14 protein-coding genes are annotated in these 16,121 nt (G+C 69.5%); 11 read left to right on the plus strand and 3 right to left on the minus strand.

What is annotated here, in order from left to right:
* The first annotated feature begins 2 nt into the window (after positions 1-2).
* From carB to VN378_RS05215, 3 genes are all read left to right on the plus strand, one after another.
* Complete coding sequence (gene carB / locus VN378_RS05205; protein WP_325741638.1) at positions 3-3,422, plus strand: carbamoyl-phosphate synthase large subunit; 3,420 nt, start codon at positions 3-5, stop codon at positions 3,420-3,422.
* A 479-nt stretch (positions 3,423-3,901) separates the two neighbouring features.
* Positions 3,902-4,102, plus strand: a complete 201-nt coding sequence (locus tag VN378_RS05210) for a hypothetical protein (RefSeq protein WP_325741639.1) — start codon at positions 3,902-3,904, stop codon at positions 4,100-4,102.
* Between the two features lie 279 nt (positions 4,103-4,381).
* Positions 4,382-5,767 (plus strand): SPFH domain-containing protein, encoded by a 1,386-nt coding sequence (locus VN378_RS05215; RefSeq protein WP_325741640.1) that lies wholly within the window; start codon positions 4,382-4,384, stop codon positions 5,765-5,767.
* 106 nt (positions 5,768-5,873) lie between these two features.
* Here the strand turns inward: VN378_RS05215 and VN378_RS05220 are convergent, their stop codons facing one another.
* Complete coding sequence (locus VN378_RS05220; RefSeq protein WP_325741642.1) at positions 5,874-7,169, minus strand: dicarboxylate/amino acid:cation symporter; 1,296 nt, start codon at positions 7,167-7,169, stop codon at positions 5,874-5,876.
* Between the two features lie 135 nt (positions 7,170-7,304).
* Here VN378_RS05220 and VN378_RS05225 point away from each other — a divergent pair, with 135 nt between their 5' ends.
* Positions 7,305-7,826: a hypothetical protein gene (locus VN378_RS05225; RefSeq protein ID WP_325741644.1), complete on the plus strand. Its 522-nt coding sequence runs from the start codon at positions 7,305-7,307 to the stop codon at positions 7,824-7,826.
* On the opposite strand, the gene mnmH is transcribed toward VN378_RS05225, so the two are convergent.
* Both mnmH and selD read right to left on the minus strand, forming a co-directional pair.
* A complete protein-coding gene (gene mnmH, locus VN378_RS05230; protein WP_325741646.1) occupies positions 7,813-8,874 on the minus strand; it encodes a tRNA 2-selenouridine(34) synthase MnmH in 1,062 nt (353 codons plus the stop codon). The genes VN378_RS05225 and mnmH overlap by 14 nt on opposite strands.
* Complete coding sequence (gene selD / locus VN378_RS05235; protein WP_325741648.1) at positions 8,871-9,917, minus strand: selenide, water dikinase SelD; 1,047 nt, start codon at positions 9,915-9,917, stop codon at positions 8,871-8,873. Before selD ends, mnmH begins: the two co-directional genes overlap by 4 nt.
* A 64-nt stretch (positions 9,918-9,981) precedes the next feature.
* Between selD and VN378_RS05240 the strand changes: the two genes are divergently transcribed.
* From VN378_RS05240 to VN378_RS05270, 7 genes are all read left to right on the plus strand, one after another.
* The gene (locus tag VN378_RS05240) at positions 9,982-11,832 is read left to right on the plus strand and encodes a family 43 glycosylhydrolase (protein WP_325741650.1); all 1,851 of its coding nucleotides are present in this window, start codon (positions 9,982-9,984) and stop codon (positions 11,830-11,832) included.
* Positions 11,833-11,896: 64 nt separating this feature from the next.
* Positions 11,897-13,216 carry an amidohydrolase gene (locus VN378_RS05245; RefSeq protein WP_325741652.1) on the plus strand — a complete coding sequence of 440 codons (1,320 nt, stop codon included), beginning with the start codon at positions 11,897-11,899 and terminating at the stop codon, positions 13,214-13,216.
* 55 nt (positions 13,217-13,271) lie between these two features.
* Positions 13,272-13,475 (plus strand): cysteine protease, encoded by a 204-nt coding sequence (locus tag VN378_RS05250; RefSeq protein WP_325741654.1) that lies wholly within the window; start codon positions 13,272-13,274, stop codon positions 13,473-13,475.
* A 61-nt stretch (positions 13,476-13,536) separates the two neighbouring features.
* Positions 13,537-14,202, plus strand: coding sequence for a glutathione S-transferase (locus VN378_RS05255; RefSeq protein WP_325741656.1), 666 nt, complete (start codon positions 13,537-13,539; stop codon positions 14,200-14,202).
* Between the two features lie 89 nt (positions 14,203-14,291).
* On the plus strand, positions 14,292-14,507 hold the full coding sequence (locus tag VN378_RS05260; RefSeq protein ID WP_325741657.1) for a hypothetical protein: 216 nt from the start codon (positions 14,292-14,294) through the stop codon (positions 14,505-14,507).
* Between the two features lie 135 nt (positions 14,508-14,642).
* Positions 14,643-15,116 (plus strand): transcription elongation factor GreA, encoded by a 474-nt coding sequence (gene greA / locus VN378_RS05265; protein ID WP_325741659.1) that lies wholly within the window; start codon positions 14,643-14,645, stop codon positions 15,114-15,116.
* Positions 15,107-16,105 carry a mitochondrial fission ELM1 family protein gene (locus tag VN378_RS05270; protein WP_325741661.1) on the plus strand — a complete coding sequence of 333 codons (999 nt, stop codon included), beginning with the start codon at positions 15,107-15,109 and terminating at the stop codon, positions 16,103-16,105. Before greA ends, VN378_RS05270 begins: the two co-directional genes overlap by 10 nt.
* Positions 16,106-16,121 lie beyond the last annotated feature (16 nt).

Consider the following 16,121-nt stretch of genomic DNA (forward strand, 5'->3'; position numbering starts at 1 on the left):
TCATGCCCAAGCGCACCGATATCCAGTCGATCCTCATTATCGGCGCGGGGCCGATCGTGATCGGACAGGCGTGCGAGTTCGACTATTCCGGCGTCCAGGCGTGCAAGGCGCTGAAGGCCGAGGGATATAGGGTCATCCTGGTCAATTCCAATCCCGCCACCATCATGACCGACCCGGAGGTGGCCGACGCCACCTATATCGAGCCGATCACGCCGGAGTTCGTCGAGCGCATCATCGCCAGGGAGCGGCCCGACGCCCTGCTGCCGACCATGGGCGGCCAGACGGCGCTGAACACGGCGCTGGCTCTCGACGCCTCGGGCGCTCTGAAGAAATGGGGCGTGGAGATGATCGGGGCCAGGGCCGACGTCATCGACAAGGCCGAGGACCGGCAGAAATTCCGCGACGCCATGGACAAGCTGGGTCTGGAAAGCCCGCGGTCGAAGGCCATCCACCACATCGACGAGGCCGACGCCGCGCTGGAGTTCGTCGGCCTGCCCGCCATCGTCCGCCCGTCGTTCACCCTCGCCGGCACCGGCGGCGGCATCGCCTACAACGTCGAGGAATACCGCGAGATCGTGGAGCGCGGTCTGGACCTGTCGCCGACCACCGAGGTGCTGGTCGAGGAAAGCGTCCTGGGCTGGAAGGAGTATGAGATGGAGGTCGTCCGCGACAAGGCGGACAACTGCATCATCATCTGCTCCATCGAGAACATCGACCCGATGGGGGTGCACACCGGCGACTCCATCACCGTCGCCCCCGCCCTGACGCTGACCGATAAAGAGTACCAGCGGATGCGCACGGGCTCGATCAACGTGCTGCGCGAGATCGGCGTCGAGACCGGCGGATCGAACGTGCAATGGGCGATCAATCCCGCCGACGGCCGCATGGTCGTGATCGAGATGAACCCGCGGGTGTCGCGGTCCTCGGCCCTGGCCTCCAAGGCCACCGGCTTCCCGATCGCCAAGGTCGCGGCGCGTCTGGCCGTCGGCTACACGCTGGATGAGCTGACCAACGACATCACCATGGTCACGCCCGCCTCGTTCGAACCGAGCATCGACTACGTCGTCACCAAAATCCCGCGCTTCGCCTTCGAGAAATACCCCGGCGCCGAGGCGACCCTGTCGACCTCGATGAAGTCGGTCGGGGAGGTCATGGCCATCGGCCGGACCTTCCAGGAGTCGATGCAGAAGGCCCTGCGCGGCCTCGAGACCGGCCTGACCGGTTTCAACGAGATCGAGATCGACGGCGTCGTCGACGTCGAGGACGAGGCCTCGGCCCGCGCGGCCGTGGTGCGGGCGCTGGGGATGCCGACGCCGGACCGGATTCTGGTGATCGCCCAGGCGTTCCGGCACGGGCTGTCGGTCGAGGAGGTCAACGCCGCCTGCTCGTACGAGCCGTGGTTCCTGAGGCAGATCGCCGACATCGTGCGGGAAGAGGGGCATATCCGGGTGAAGGGATTGCCCGGCCGGGACCCCTCCACCCCTTCGGGGTCCTCCTCCCCGCAAAGCGGGGAGGAGACGGTGGGCCGTCCCGTCTCCTCCCCACTCAGTGGGGAGGAGGACCACGAAGTGGTGGAGGGGTATCGCCGCGAGTTCCGCCGTTTGAAGGCCAAGGGTTTCTCGGACGCCCGGCTGGCGCAGCTTACCGGCACGACCGAACGCCAGGTTCGCGACCTGCGCCGGTCGCTGAACGTCCGCCCTGTCTTCAAGCGCATCGACACCTGCGCCGCCGAGTTCGCCTCGGCCACGGCCTATATGTATTCGACCTATGAGACCGGCGCCCTGGGCCAGGTTCCGCAGTGCGAGTCCAATCCAACCGACAGAAAAAAGGCGATCATCCTCGGCGGCGGGCCGAACCGGATCGGGCAAGGGATCGAGTTCGATTACTGCTGCTGCCACGCGGCCTTCGCCTTCGCCGACATCGGCGTCGAGTCGATCATGGTCAACTGCAACCCCGAGACCGTCTCGACCGACTACGACACCTCCGACCGGCTGTATTTCGAGCCGCTGACGGCCGAGGACGTGCTGGAGCTGATCGACGTCGAGCGCTCGAAGGGCGACCTGATCGGCGTCGTCGTCCAGTTCGGCGGCCAGACGCCGCTGAAGCTGGCCCATGCGCTGCAGGAGGACGGCGTGCCGATCCTGGGCACCAGCGTCGACTCCATCGACCTGGCCGAGGACCGCGAGCGGTTCCAGGTCATGCTGCACGACATCGGCCTGATGCAGCCGCCCAACGGCCTGGCGCGCAGCGCCGAGGAGGCCGCGCAAAAGGCGGACGAGGTCGGCTATCCCGTCGTCCTGCGGCCCTCATACGTGCTGGGCGGGCGCGGCATGGTCATCGTCCACGACCGTGAACAGCTGGACCGATACGTCGGCGAGGCCATGCGGGTGTCGGGCGACGATCCGGTGCTGATCGACCACTATCTGAACCGCGCCACCGAGGTGGACGTCGACGCCCTGTGCGACGACGAGACGGTCTTCGTCGCCGGGGTGCTGGAGCATATCGAGGAGGCCGGCGTCCATTCGGGCGACAGCGCCTGCTCCATGCCGCCCTTCTCGCTTTCGCCGGAGATCGTCGCCGAGCTGAAGCGCCAGACCGAGGCCATGGCCCGGGCCCTGAAGGTGCGCGGCCTGATGAACGTCCAGTTCGCCATCGAGGAGCCGCACAGCGACAAGCCGCGCATCTTCGTGCTGGAGGTGAATCCGCGCGCCAGCCGCACGGCGCCCTTCGTGGCCAAGACCATCGGCCAGCCGATCGCCGCCATCGCCGCCAAGGTCATGGCCGGCGTGCCGCTGAAATCCTTCGGCCTGAAGGACAGGCCCTACGACCATATCGCGGTCAAGGAAGCGGTCTTCCCCTTCGCCCGCTTCGCCGGGGTCGACACCATCCTGGGCCCCGAGATGCGCTCGACCGGCGAGGTCATGGGTCTGGACTGGAAACGCGACGGCGAGGCCGACATGGCCCCCGCCTTCGCCCGCGCCTTCGCCAAGAGCCAGATCGGCGGTGGCACCACCCTGCCCGTCGCGGGATGCGCCTTCGTCTCGGTCAAGGACGGCGACAAGCCCTTCATCGTCGAGGCGGTGAAGACCCTGCTGGCCGAGGGCTTCTCCATCGTCGCCACTGGCGGGACGCATACGTATCTGACCGAGCAGGGACTGCCCGTCGGCCATGTGAAGAAGGTGCTGGAGGGCCGGCCGAACATCGTCGATGCGATGAAGAACGGCGACGTCCAGCTGGTCTTCAACACCACCGAGGGCAAGCAGGCGCTGCTGGACAGTTTCAGCCTGCGCCGGACGGCGCTGATGATGAAGATCCCCTACTACACCACGACGGCGGGGGCCTTGGCGGCCGCGCAGGCGATCGGTGCGATCAAGGCCGGGGAACTGGATGTGCGGCCGATCCAGGACTATGCGCACGGCTGACCAGCTGGTGACGATTTCGACCAGTTCGGGCCGCGGAAACACGCCGCGGTCCCGGACAGTTCGACCAGCCTTTTTCGCGACAACACGGCTCGAAAGTCGCGACAAACGGACGGGATGGCCACGACACCAGGGCGGGATGGCGGCGACCGACCCGGGACCCTTGCGGGACCGGCGCCGCAACATCCTCGACACGCAAGACGCCGGAGCGCCTGCGACCGATTTTGACGCAGGCCGGCGCCATGGTGGCCGGATGGAACACCACCGCCTGCGCAAATATCGGGGGCCGGAGACCTGGATCCGGGTCCGGGCGACCTATGTCGCCAGGGAGTCGGCCCCGTCCGTGGCGCGGCGTTTCGACGTCGGCCTGTCCAATCTGAGACGCCGCGCCATGGCCGAGGGCTGGACGCGCAACCGCATCGCCCGACAGCTGGACCTGAAGCCCTTGCGCGGCGGCGCCGACGATCCTGGCGGCGCTGTCGGTGACGGGCGAGACGGGCGAGCCGCCCTATGTCGATCCCGAGGTCGCCGTGGAGCGCGCCATGCGCCGCGCCGCATGGCTGCTGGGCCAGGGACAGGCGGCCGAGGCCGCCGCCCTGATGCGCGCCGCCGAGGCGCTGGAGCGGCGCTGGACGGAGACGGGCATGGCGGCCTCGATGGCGGAGCGCGGGCGTCGGCGGTGAGGACAAGGCCGGGCGCGGAGGGATCTGATCCGGGACGGGCCGTAGTCGAAGGCGGGGCCGATGCCCATCACACATACCTGTGCATCCCACCCGGCACGATCGACTGCTTTCGACCCTTGAGCGACTGTCCGCTCCCAACCCCACCGGCCATTCGCGATGTCCGCCCTGGGCGCCTGCCGCCGCCACCGCCCGCCGCCGACCCGGCGGGCGCGCAGCCTCCCGCGATAGTTGCTCCGCCCGGGCTTTATGGACATAGTCCGGCGAATATCGGGGGACCACATGACCATGTATTTCATCGCCGGCGGCGTAGCGCTCGGCGTCTTCGCCATTGGATTCCTGATCGCGCTTGTTCTGCGCCGGGTGGTCCCGACCAACGAAGTGCACATCGTCCAGCGCGGGCGGTCCCGCGTCAGCTACGGCGCCAGTCAGGAAGCCGGAAACGTCTACTACGAGTGGCCGGCCTTCCTGCCCAGGATCGGCGTGCTGGTGACCAAATTCCCGGTCTCCATCTTTGACGTGAACCTGAAAGACTACGAAGCCTACGACACCGGGCGCCTTCCGTTCCGCGTGGACGTGCAGGCCTTCATGCGGATCGCCAAGTCGGACACGGCGGCGGAAAAGGTCGCCAATTTCGACGAGTTGCAACACCAGCTGTCCGGCATCCTTCAGGGCGCCGTCCGGAACGTGCTGGCCACCCACAAGCTCGAGGACATCCTCGAAGCCCGATCCACCCTGGCCGAGGCCTTCACCGCCCAGGTGGACAGCCAGCTTCAGGCGTGGGGCGTCGAGACGGTCAAGAACATCGAGTTCATGGACATCCGCGACAGCGCCAATTCGCAGGTCATCGCCAACATCATGGCGAAGGAAAAATCCCGCATCGACCGCGAGAGCCGGGAGGCCGTGGCGATGAACAGTCAAATGGCCCGGACCAAGGAAATCGAGGCCGAACGCATCGTCGAGGTGAACCAGCAGGACGCCCTGCAGCAGGTCGGAATGCGGACGGCCGAGCAGGAAAAGCAGGTCGGCATCGCCAAGCAGGTCGCCGAGCAGGAAGTTCTGGTCGCCCAGAAGGACACCACCGAACGTGAGATGGATGTGAAGCTGGTCGCCGATACGCGCGCCGCCGACATCGCCAAGGGGGTCGCGGAAGTCCAGGCCGCGCAGGAGCGCGAGGTCACGATCATCCGGGCCGAGGGACAGCGCCAACAGCAGGTCATCGGCGCCGAGGCCGAACGGCAACGGCTGGAGCTGGTCGCGCAGGGAACGCTGGCGCAGCAGAAGCTCGACGCCGAAGGACTGCTGGCGCAGGGCCAGAGCCGCGCCGAAGCCGAGCGGCTGCTGCTTCTGGCGCCGGTCTCGACGCAGATCGAACTCGCCAGGGAGATCGGCGGCAACGACGGCTACCAGACCTACCTGGTGCGCGTGGAGCAGATCAAGGCCGGGCAGACCGTGGGGGTCGCCCAGGCTCAGGCCCTGAGCGCCGCCGACATCAAGGTGATCGTGACTGGCGGCGACGTACCCGGGGGTATGAGCAGCATCACCGACGTGTTCAGCGCGAGGGGCGGCCAGGCCCTCGGAGCGATGCTGGAGGGTCTGGCTCAGACAGACGCAGGCAAGGCCGTGGTGGAGCGGGCGACGAAGGGCGCTGCAAAGCCCAAAGAGTAGCGTTGTTCAGGTCCGTTCGGCCGCCGACGGGAATGTCAGTAAGCCGGACGACTCTGAACGTCGGCTTCCCACCCGTTCCAGACATCCGCAGCGCCTGCTTTCGGACCTAGATCCCCGACGCCGCCTCCGGGTCCGCCGCCGCGTCCCGGCCCTCGACGATCCGCGCCGCGGTCAGGTCGGCGGTGACGTTGCCGACGGTGCGGAAGATGTCCGGCACCACCTCGACCGCCAGCAGCAGCGGCAGCACGTCCAGCGGCAGACCCATGGCCAGGGCGATCGGGGCGATGGAGGCGAAGAAGGACACCTGACCCGGCAGCCCCACCGTGCCGACGCTGATGGCCAGGGCGGCGACGCCGCCGGCGAACAGGACGCCGGGGGTCAGGGGGATGCCATAGAGGTGCGCGACATAGATGCAGACCGCGAGGTTGGCGACCGTCGAGGTGATGCGGAACACCGCCACCGCCAGCGGCAGGACCAGACCCGCCGTCGCCGTGGAGACGCCGAGGCGGTCGATCGCCCGCTCGACCATCACCGGCAGGCAGGCGAGCGACGACTGGGTCGAGAAGGCCACCACCTGGGCCGGGGCCGCGGCGCGGGCGAAGCGGCCCAGCGTCACCCGGCCGAAGACGACGGCGACGACATAGGTCAGCAGGATCAGGCCGATCAGGGCCAGGGAGACGATGGCGATGTAGTGGCCCAGCACCCCGGCGGCGCCCAGGCCGGCCCTCAGGCCCACGCCCAGCGACAGGGCGAAGACCCCGAACGGCGCGGCGCGCAGCACCCAGTGGACGATGACGATCATCGTCTCGGACACCGCCTCGAAGAAGAGGGTCAGCGGCTGGCGCAGGCGGGCGGACAGGCGGGTCGTGGCGAAGCCGAAGACGACCGCGAAGACCACGATGCCGAGGATGGCGTCGTCCGCGGCCGCCCGGATCGGGTTGGCGGGGGCCAGGCTGGTCAGGAAGGCCGAAAAGCCGCCGCCGCCGAGGTTCTGGCGCACGGCCTCGTCACTCACCGCGCCGGCCAGAAGCAGACGGCCGCCCTCGGGATCGATCGGCCAGATGGCGTGCAGGCCCAGGGAGGCGAGAATGCCGTAGACGGTGGCCCCGACCAGCAGCAGGGCGAAGACGACGATGGCCTTCAGCGCCAGCCGGCCGGTCGCGGCCGCATCGGCGATGGAGGCGATGCCGGTCACCAGCAGGCTGAAGACCAGCGGGATGATCGTCATCCTCAGGGCGTTGAGCCACAGCTGGCCCAGCCCCTCGACGAGGGCGACCGTGCCCGTGCCCCCGGGAATGCCGTACGCCTGGGCGGCCGCGCCGGCGGCCAGTCCGCCGATCAGGGCGATCAGCACCCACAGGCTGAGCGAGGAGAACAGGGCGGCGGTGCGCGAACGGGTCATCCGGCGAAGCTAGGCGCCCATGACCGGTTTGACCATCCGTCGCGCGCCATCGCGTGAACGATCCTTAACTCGACCCCGCCGCCGCCGTCCCACAAGCTTGGCCGCTGGATATCGCGGGAGGGGCGGATGCAAAGGATGCGCACGGGCGCGGGCTTCTACGGACTGGTCTTCGTCGCCGGCTTCATCACCTTCGTCCTGCACGAGGGCGGGCACTGGCTGGCGGCGATGCTGCTGGGGCATGAGGCGTATTTCGGGCTCAACAGCGCCGGCGCGCGCGGGGCGGTCGGGGCCGCCGACCATGCGATCATTTCGGCCGCCGGCCCCGCGGTCACCCTCGTCCAGGCCTTCGTCGCCCTGCGGCTGGTGCAGGCGCGGGCGAGCGCCGCGGCGTGGATATTCCTCTTCCAGGCCGCCTTCATGCGGTTCATGGCCACGGTGATCAGCCTGTTCAATCCGAACGACGAGGCGCGGATCAGCGAATGGCTGGGCTGGGGGACGTGGACCCTGCCGGCGATCGTCACCCTGGGCCTGTTCGGATTGCTGGCCATCGGCAGCCGGCGCCTGGGCGTGTCATGGAAGACGCTGGCGTTGACGTGGGTGGTCGCCTCCGTGGCGGTGACGGCCGTGGTCGGCCTCGACATGATCATGCCGCGCTGATCGCGCCCATCTCCTCCGCCACCTGATCGGCGGCCTGTTCCAGCGCCTCGTCGTCGGGGGCGCCGATCCGGATCACGGCCCGGACCACCCGGTCGCCGGTCCGGCCCGAGCGGCGATAGGCCGGGTCGTAGTGGTCGACGATGAGGGCGGCGGCCAGGGCTTCGGTCTCGCCGGCGGCGGCCAGCGCGCGCCAGCCGGAGACCGTCTCCTTGCCGATATGCCGCGGCAGGCGGGTCAGGGCCGCGTCCAGCGCCGCCGGGTCGGCGGCGATGTCGGCATAGTCGCGCACGGTGCGCGCGGCCCGGACCGCTGCGGGTGAGTCGATCAGAAGGGCCGGGGCGGCGGACATGGCGGCCCAGAGCGAAGGCGGAATGATCCGCGCGCCGATCTTGCTGCTCTCGGCCTCGACCAGCACGGGGCGGGCGGGCTCGAGACGGGACAGGGCGTCGTGCAGACGGGTCTCGAACGCCTTCTGCGACGGCTGGCCGCCGGGCATGGCCCCGAACAGCGAGCCGCGGTGGGCGGCGAGGGCCTCCAGATCGAGGACCTGGACGCCGCGCCGGGCCAGGAGGTGCAGCAGCGCCGTCTTGCCCGAGCCGGTCGGCCCGTCCAGCAGCACTGGCCGATGCGCCAGCGGCCGGTCGTACAGGGCCGCCTTCACCTGCCGCCGCCAGGTCTGGTAGCCGCCGTCCAGCACCGTGACGGGCCAGCCGACCTGGTCCATGACCGTGACCATGGCCCCGGACCGCTGGCCGCCGCGCCAGCAATAGACCAGGGGCTTGAAGCTTCCGCCATGGACCGCAAGCGCGCCCTCCAGATGCGCCGCGATATTGCGGGCGACCAGGGCGGCGCCGCTGCGCCGGGCGAGGAATTTGGAGCCCTGGACGTATTCGGTTCCGACCGCGGCCCGCTGGGCGTCGTCCAGCACCGGCAGGTTGACGGCGCCGGGGATGTGGTCGAGCGCGAACTCGGACGGGCTGCGCACATCGATGATGGCGTCGAAGGCGTCGCGCGCGCCGGGCGACAGATCGACGGTGCGGCGGATCATGCGACGACGCGCACCCGGGCCGGGCCGCCCGTGACGCGCCCCACGACGGCGGCCCGGTCGAAGCCTCCGGCGCGGGCGAGATCGAGCAGGGCCCCGGCCTCATCGGCGGCGACCGCGATCAGCAGGCCGCCCGAGGTCTGGGGATCGGCCAGCAGGTCGCGGCGCCAGTCCGGCAGGCCGGCGGGCAGATCGACCGAGGCGCCGTAGCTGTCCAGATTGCGGCCCGATGCGCCGGTGCGGACGCTGGCCGCCGCCAGCGCCTCGACCGCGTCCAGCAGCGGCGGCTGCGAGGTCAGTTCGACGGTCAGCCCCGCCCCCCGCGCCATCTCCAGCGCATGGCCCAGCAGGCCGAAGCCGGTCACGTCCGTCACCGCATGAACGCCCGCCCGCCCGGCCAGCCGCGCGCCGAGGGTGTTCAGCTTCGTGGTCGAGGCGATCAGGGCGGCGTAGCCCGCTTCGTCCAGCCGCCCCTGTTTGAAGGCGGCGCTCAGCACGCCGACGCCCAGCGGCTTGGTCAGGATCAGGACGTCACCGGACCGCGCGCCGCGGTTGGTCAGCACCTCATCGGGATGCACCAGGCCGAGCGCCACCAGACCGTAGATCGGTTCGACGCTGTCGATCGAATGGCCGCCAGCGACCGGTATGCCCGCCGCGGCGCAGACCGCCGCGCCGCCCTGAAGGATGCGGCCAATGGTTTCGGTCGACAGCACATTCACCGGCATGCCGACCAGGGCCAGGGCGAAGATCGGCGTCGCGCCCATGGCGTAGACGTCCGACAGGGCGTTGGTCGCGGCGATGCGACCGAAGTCGAACGGGTCGTCGACCACCGGCATGAAGAAGTCCGTGGTCGCCACCAGCGCCTGGCTGTCATTCAGCCGCCAGACCGCCGCGTCGTCGCTGGTCTCGGTTCCCACCATCAGGTTCGCGAAGGCCGCCGCCTGCGGCACGCCCTTCAGGATGTCCTGCAGCACCGCCGGGGCCAGCTTGCAGCCGCAGCCGCCTCCGTGGGCCAGCGAGGTCAGGCGGGGCTCGGGCGTGGTCATGCGCCGGGTGTGGGCGAAACGGCTCGTGAACTCAACCGTCCGCGGGCCGTGCTAGCGTGCGGCCATGCGCCGCCTGATCGCCTTCGCCATCCTGCTGATCGCCGCGCCCGCCGCCGCGCAGGAGGCGCGCCCGCGGACCTGGGCCAATCCGGTCGACGTCGACTACAAGTATAATTTCGAGCAGACCCACCGCGGGATCAGCTACCGCACCGGCGCCGACCCGGTCATCATCCTGCACAGGGACCGCTACGTGTTGTTCCAGACCCTGGCCGAGGGCTACTGGACGAGCGAGAACCTGCTCGACTGGACCTACGTCCGTCCGGACACCTGGCCCTACGACCGCGTCGTCGCGCCGGCGGCCGTGTCGGACGGCGAGCGGCTCTATCTGATGCCGTCGGGCTTCGAGTCGCGCGCCATGATGTCCAGCGAGCACCCGGAAACCGGCCGCTGGGATGTGCACACCCGCGTCCTGCCCCCCGTTCCCGGTGCGGTCAGCCAGAACGAGGAGGGATCGTACGGCGACGCGGGCCTGCCGCCGGAGAAGCTGCCGCCGGGCCCGTGGGACCCCGGCCTGTTCATCGACGGTCCCAGCGAAGGCGGGGACGGCAAATGGTACCTCTACTGGGGCTCGTCCAACGTCTATCCGCTGTACGGGTCCGAGATCGATCCGACCCCGCCGGTGCGGTTCATCGGCGAGCCGACGCGGCTGCATGTCCTGCACCCCGACCGGCACGGCTGGGAGCGGTTCGGCCAGGACCATTCAGGCGGCCTGCCCGACGGCACGGCGATCAAGCCCTTCATGGAAGGCGCCTGGATGACCAAACACGGCGGCCGCTACTATCTGCAGTACGGGGCGCCCGGCACCGAATACAACGCCTACGCCAACGGGACCTATGTGGCTTCCAGCCCGCTGGGCCCGTTCGAATACGCCCCGTACAACCCGGTCAGCTACAAGCCCGGAGGCTTCGTTGAGGGGGCGGGCCACGGCTCGACCTTCCAGGACCGGCACGGCAACTGGTGGAACACGGGCACGCCGTGGATCGGCCACAACTGGACCTTCGAGCGGCGCATCGCGATGTTCCCGGGCGGCTTCACCCCGGACGGCCAGATGCATTTCTCCAGCCGCTTCGGCGACTATCCGCAGCGCATGCCCACGGCGAAGATCGACGATCCGGACAGCCTGTTCACCGGCTGGTTCCCGCTGTCCTACAAGGCCGAAGCCGTGGCCTCGTCCACGCGGGGTGAATTCTCCGCCGACCGCGCCACGGACGAGAACCCGCGCACCTTCTGGGTCGCCGACCGCAACGAGCCCGGCCAGACGCTGACGCTGGACCTCGGCGGGCTGAAGACGGTCCATGCGGTGCAGGTCAACTATGCGGACTATCAGGCCGGCATCTACGCCGAGCGGCCCGACATCCGCACCCGGTTCCGGATCCTGACCTCGCGCGACGGCGCGGACTGGGCGGTGTTCGCGGACCTGTCCGACTCCGACCGGGACCGGCCCAACGCCTATGTCGAGGGCGAGCGGCCCGCACTCGCCCGTTACGTCCGCTACGAGCACGGCGAGGTCGCCGCCGCCAACTTGGCCATATCGGACCTGCGCGTCTTCGGCATGGCGGACGGCCTGGCCCCGGCCCGGCCCGAACTGCGCGTCGAGCGCGCCGGGGACCAGCGCAACGCCACGGTCTCGATCACGCCTGTCTCCAACGCCCTCGGCTACAACATCCGCTGGGGCATGGCGCCCGACCGGCTGTTCCTGACCTACCAGGTCTATTCCGACGACCTGCGCGACATGGGCGACGCGATCGAGGTGCGGGCGCTGAACGCCGGCGTCGACTACTGGTTCGCGGTCGAGGCCTTTTCGCCGAGCGGGATTTCGCCCCTCAGCCGGACGGTCCGCGTTCCGGCCCGCTGAGCCGCCTTTTGCGTTGCCAAGCCGGGGTCGAGAGGTCAGGCTTGGGTCGTTCATGACGGGGGAAATGATGCGACTTCTTGCGACCACGGCCGCGCTGGCCCTGCTGGCCTTCGGTCCGGCCCATGCCCAGCAGGGCTCGAACGACCCTGAGCTGCGGCTGGCCGTCGCCCGCGATTATGACGCCAACCTCGGCGCCCTGTTCGACGACTTCCACCGCAATCCCGAGCTGTCGGGCATGGAGGTCCGCACCTCCGGGATCATGGCCGCCCAGCTGACCGCCCTCGGCTATGACGTCACCACCGGCGTCGGCGGCACCGGCGTGGTCGCGGTGCTGCGCAACGGCGATGGCCCCACGGTCATGATCCGCGCCGACATGGACGGCCTGCCGCTGAGAGAACAGTCGGGTCTGGCCAACGCCTCGACCGTCCGCCAGACCGACAGCGACGGCGTCGAGAAGCCGGTCATGCACGCCTGCGGCCACGACGTGCACATCACCGCCCTGATCGGCACGGCCCGCCAGATGATGGCGCGGCGCGCGGACTGGTCCGGCACGCTCGTCCTGATCGCCCAGCCGGCCGAGGAGCGCATCTTCGGCGCCCGGGCCATGGTGCAGGACGGCCTCTATTCCCGCTTTCCCAAGCCCGACTACGCCCTGGCCTTCCACGTCTCGGCGGATATGGCGAGCGGTCTGGTCGACGTGCCCCTGGGCATCACCTCCTCCAGTTCCGACAGCATCGACATCGCGGTCCATGGCGTCGGCACCCACGGCGCCTATCCGCACAAGGGCGTCGACCCGATCGTGGTCGCCTCGGCCATCGTCATGAACCTGCAAACCCTGCCCAGCCGCAGCATCAATCCGCTGGAGGGGGCCATCGTCACCGTCGGCGCCATTCACGGCGGCATCAAGCACAACATCATCTCCGACCGCGTGGACATGCAGCTGACGGTCCGTGCCGACAATCCGGAGACGCGCACCGCCCTGCTGGACGGCATCGACCGTGTTTCGCGCGGCACGGCCCTGGCTCTGGGCGTGCCCGAGGACCGGCTGCCCACCGTGGTGCGTTCCACGGAAAGCACGCCGCCGACCATCAACGACGCCGCCACCGCCGCCCGCGTCCGGGCCGCCATCGGGGGAGCCATGGGCGCCGATCGCCTCGTGGATATGCCGCGCACCGGCATGGGGGCCGAGGATTTCGCCTATTTCGTCACGCCCGAGAGCGGGGTGAAGGGGGTCTATTTCAGCGTCGGCGGCACGCCGGCCGATCAGGTGGCGGCCGCGCCCGGCCACCACTCGCCCCTGTTCCGCATCGACCCCCGGCCCTCGGTCACGACCGGGGTGGAGGCCATGGTGGTGTCGGCCCGGGCGCTGATGCCGAAAGGCTGAGACAGGCTGAACCGTTCCCGGCGCCGGCCGTTTCATCCCTGGACCGGAGAGCGTCATGCCCATTCCCAGACTTGCGACCCTGATCGGCGGCCTGTTGCTCAGCAAGGGCGGACGGCGGCTGGCCGGCCGCCACGCCGGAAAGCTGGCGCTGGCCACCCTGGCCTTTCAGCTGTGGGAGCAGCGGCAGGCCGCGAAACACCCGGGCCGGGCGCAGGCCCGCGCCCACCCCCGCCGCCGCTGGAGCGGCCGGCGCGTCTGAATCCGCTGGACCGACGCTGCGTCAACCCCGCTAACTGGCGTCGCCAAGCGGAGCCGTCGCCATGATCACCGTCCACCACCTCAACGATTCCCGGTCCCAGCGCGTGCTGTGGCTGCTGGAGGAGCTGGGCGCGCCCTATGAGGTGAAACGGTACCAGCGCGACGCCAGGACCAGGCTGGCCCCGCCCGAACTCAGGGCCATCCATCCGCTCGGCAAGTCTCCGGTGCTCGACGATGGCGACGCGCGCCTGGCCGAGACGGGCGCCATCATCGAATATCTGCTCGAGACCCATCCGGCGTCCGGCCTTCGGCCTGCGGCCGGCACAGAGGCGGCGCGGCGGTTCACCTACTGGCTGCATTATGCCGAGGGATCGGCCATGACCCCGCTGCTGCTGAAACTGATCTTCACCGTCCTCCCCGACCGCGTCCCCTTTCTGGCGCGCGGCGTGGCCAAGGGGATCAGCAAGGCCATGAACGCAAACATGATCGACCCGCAGCTGACGGCCCACACCGCATACTGGGAGGCGGAACTGACCCGCTCGGCCTGGTTCGCCGGCGACGCCTTCTCGGCCGCGGACATCATGATGAGTTTTCCGGTCGAGGCGGCTGGATCGCGGGTCGGCTACGGCGCCGACAAGCCTCGGCTGAAGGCCTTCCTCGAGACCATCCACGCGCGGCCGGCGTATCAGCGGGCCCTCGAACGGGGCGGGCCGTACAGCTACGCCTGACGATGGTTTCGGCGCCACAGGCCGCGCGCGACCGGGTCCAAATCCGGGCGGGGCCGCAACCCGGCCCTGAATGGAACGTTAATGGCCCCATGCGCCCGAGAACCATTCAAGTCATAGCCGCCCTTGCCGCCGCCGTCGCCTTCACCCTGGCCTTCATGGCCGCGGGCGTCGTTCTGGTGTCCACCCTGTTCATGGCGGTGGGCCTGGCTGCCGTCGCCTGGCTGGCCTGGAGCCTCGTCGGCCGCGTCAAATTGTGGGGCAGCATCCAGCAAATCCGCGAGCGGCGGCGTAAGGCCGCCACATAACGCCACTCCGTCGAAACGCCTTGCCCCTTGAACCTTGGGGCTGGGCGCCCTACCCTCTTGGGCCGGTCGCGAGCGCCCAGCGACCTTTGGCGTCACCAACCTCTAGTCGGGCGATAGCTCAGAAACTCACGACATATGGAAAAAGTGCCGATGACGGCCGAGGGCTACCGTGTCCTCGACGATCAGCTGAAGCAATTGAAGTCCGTGGAACGGCCGAGCGTAATCTCGGCCATCTCGGAAGCGCGCGAGCACGGCGACCTGTCCGAAAACGCCGAGTATCACGCCGCCAAGGAGCGACAGGGCTGGATCGAGGGCCAGATCGCCGAGATCGAGGACCGGATCAGCCGCGCCCAGGTCATCGATGTCTCCAAGCTGAACGGCAACCAGGTCATGTTCGGCGCCACGGTCACCGTGGTGGACGAGGACACCGAGGAAGAGAGCCGCTACCAGATCGTCGGCGAACACGAAGCCGATGTGAAGGCGGGGAAGGTCTCCGTCGCCTCGCCCATCGCCCGCTCGCTGATCTCCAAGGAGGTCGGCGACGTGGTCGAGGTGAACACCCCCGGCGGCGTCAAGGCCTACGAAATCCTCAAGGTCGAGTGGAAGTAGGGGCCGACCAGCCTCCGCTTTCCGTCTGGGTCGTCTCCGACGGCCGGGCCGGCATCGAAAATCAGGCGCTGGGTCTGGCGGAAGCCGTCCAGCGCCTTTCGCCGTCCGTGATCACGGTCAAACGCATCCGCTGGCGCCCGCTCTTCGACAAACTGCCCTCCGCCCTGAAGACGTCCTGGATGCTGGACCTGTCGTCCGATTCCACCGAGCCCGCCGCCGGGGAGGCCTGGCCCGACCTGTGGATCGCCACCGGCCGCGCCACCCTGCCGATGTCCGCCCGCGTCCGGGCCGCATCGGGGGGGCGGACCTTCGTGGTCCAGACCCAGGATCCCCGCTGGCGCAACGCCGCCTATGACCTGATCGTCGCCCCCGCCCACGACCGGGTCGAGGGCCGGAATGTGCTGTCGATCAGCGGATCGCCGCACCGGGTCACGCCCGAACGGCTGGCCGAGGGGGCGGCCGTTTTTGCAGACCGGCTGGGACCCCTGCCCCGTCCCCGCGTCGCGGCGCTGATCGGGGGGCGTTCGAAAGCCTTCGACCTGACCGAGGCTCGCGCGGCCGACCTCGCGGACCGTATCGCCGGGGCCGTCGAGGCGGCGGGCGGATCGCTGATGCTGACCTTCTCGCGGCGCACGCCCGAGGCGGCCAAGGCGGCGATGACCGCCCGGCTGGCGCACCTGCCGGGCCTGATCTGGGACGGCGCGGGCGCCAATCCCTATTTCGCCTTCCTCAACTTCGCCGACCATGTGCTGGTGACCGAGGACAGCGCCAATATGGCGGCCGAGGCGGCCTCGACCGGCAAGCCGGTCCACATCCTGCCCATGATCCCGCTGAAGCCGGCCGACAAATTCGCGCGCCTGCACGCCGACCTGCGCGAACGCGGGGCCGCGCGGCCGTTCGACGGGAGGCTGGAAAGCTGGACCTATTCGCCCCTGGCCGAAACGGAGCGGGCCGCGCGCGCGGTGGTGGAACGACTCGTCCGGTCCTGATGGCAGAACCGCCATC

The sequence above is a fragment of the Brevundimonas sp. genome (assembly GCF_035561115.1).
Taxonomy (GTDB): domain Bacteria; phylum Pseudomonadota; class Alphaproteobacteria; order Caulobacterales; family Caulobacteraceae; genus Brevundimonas.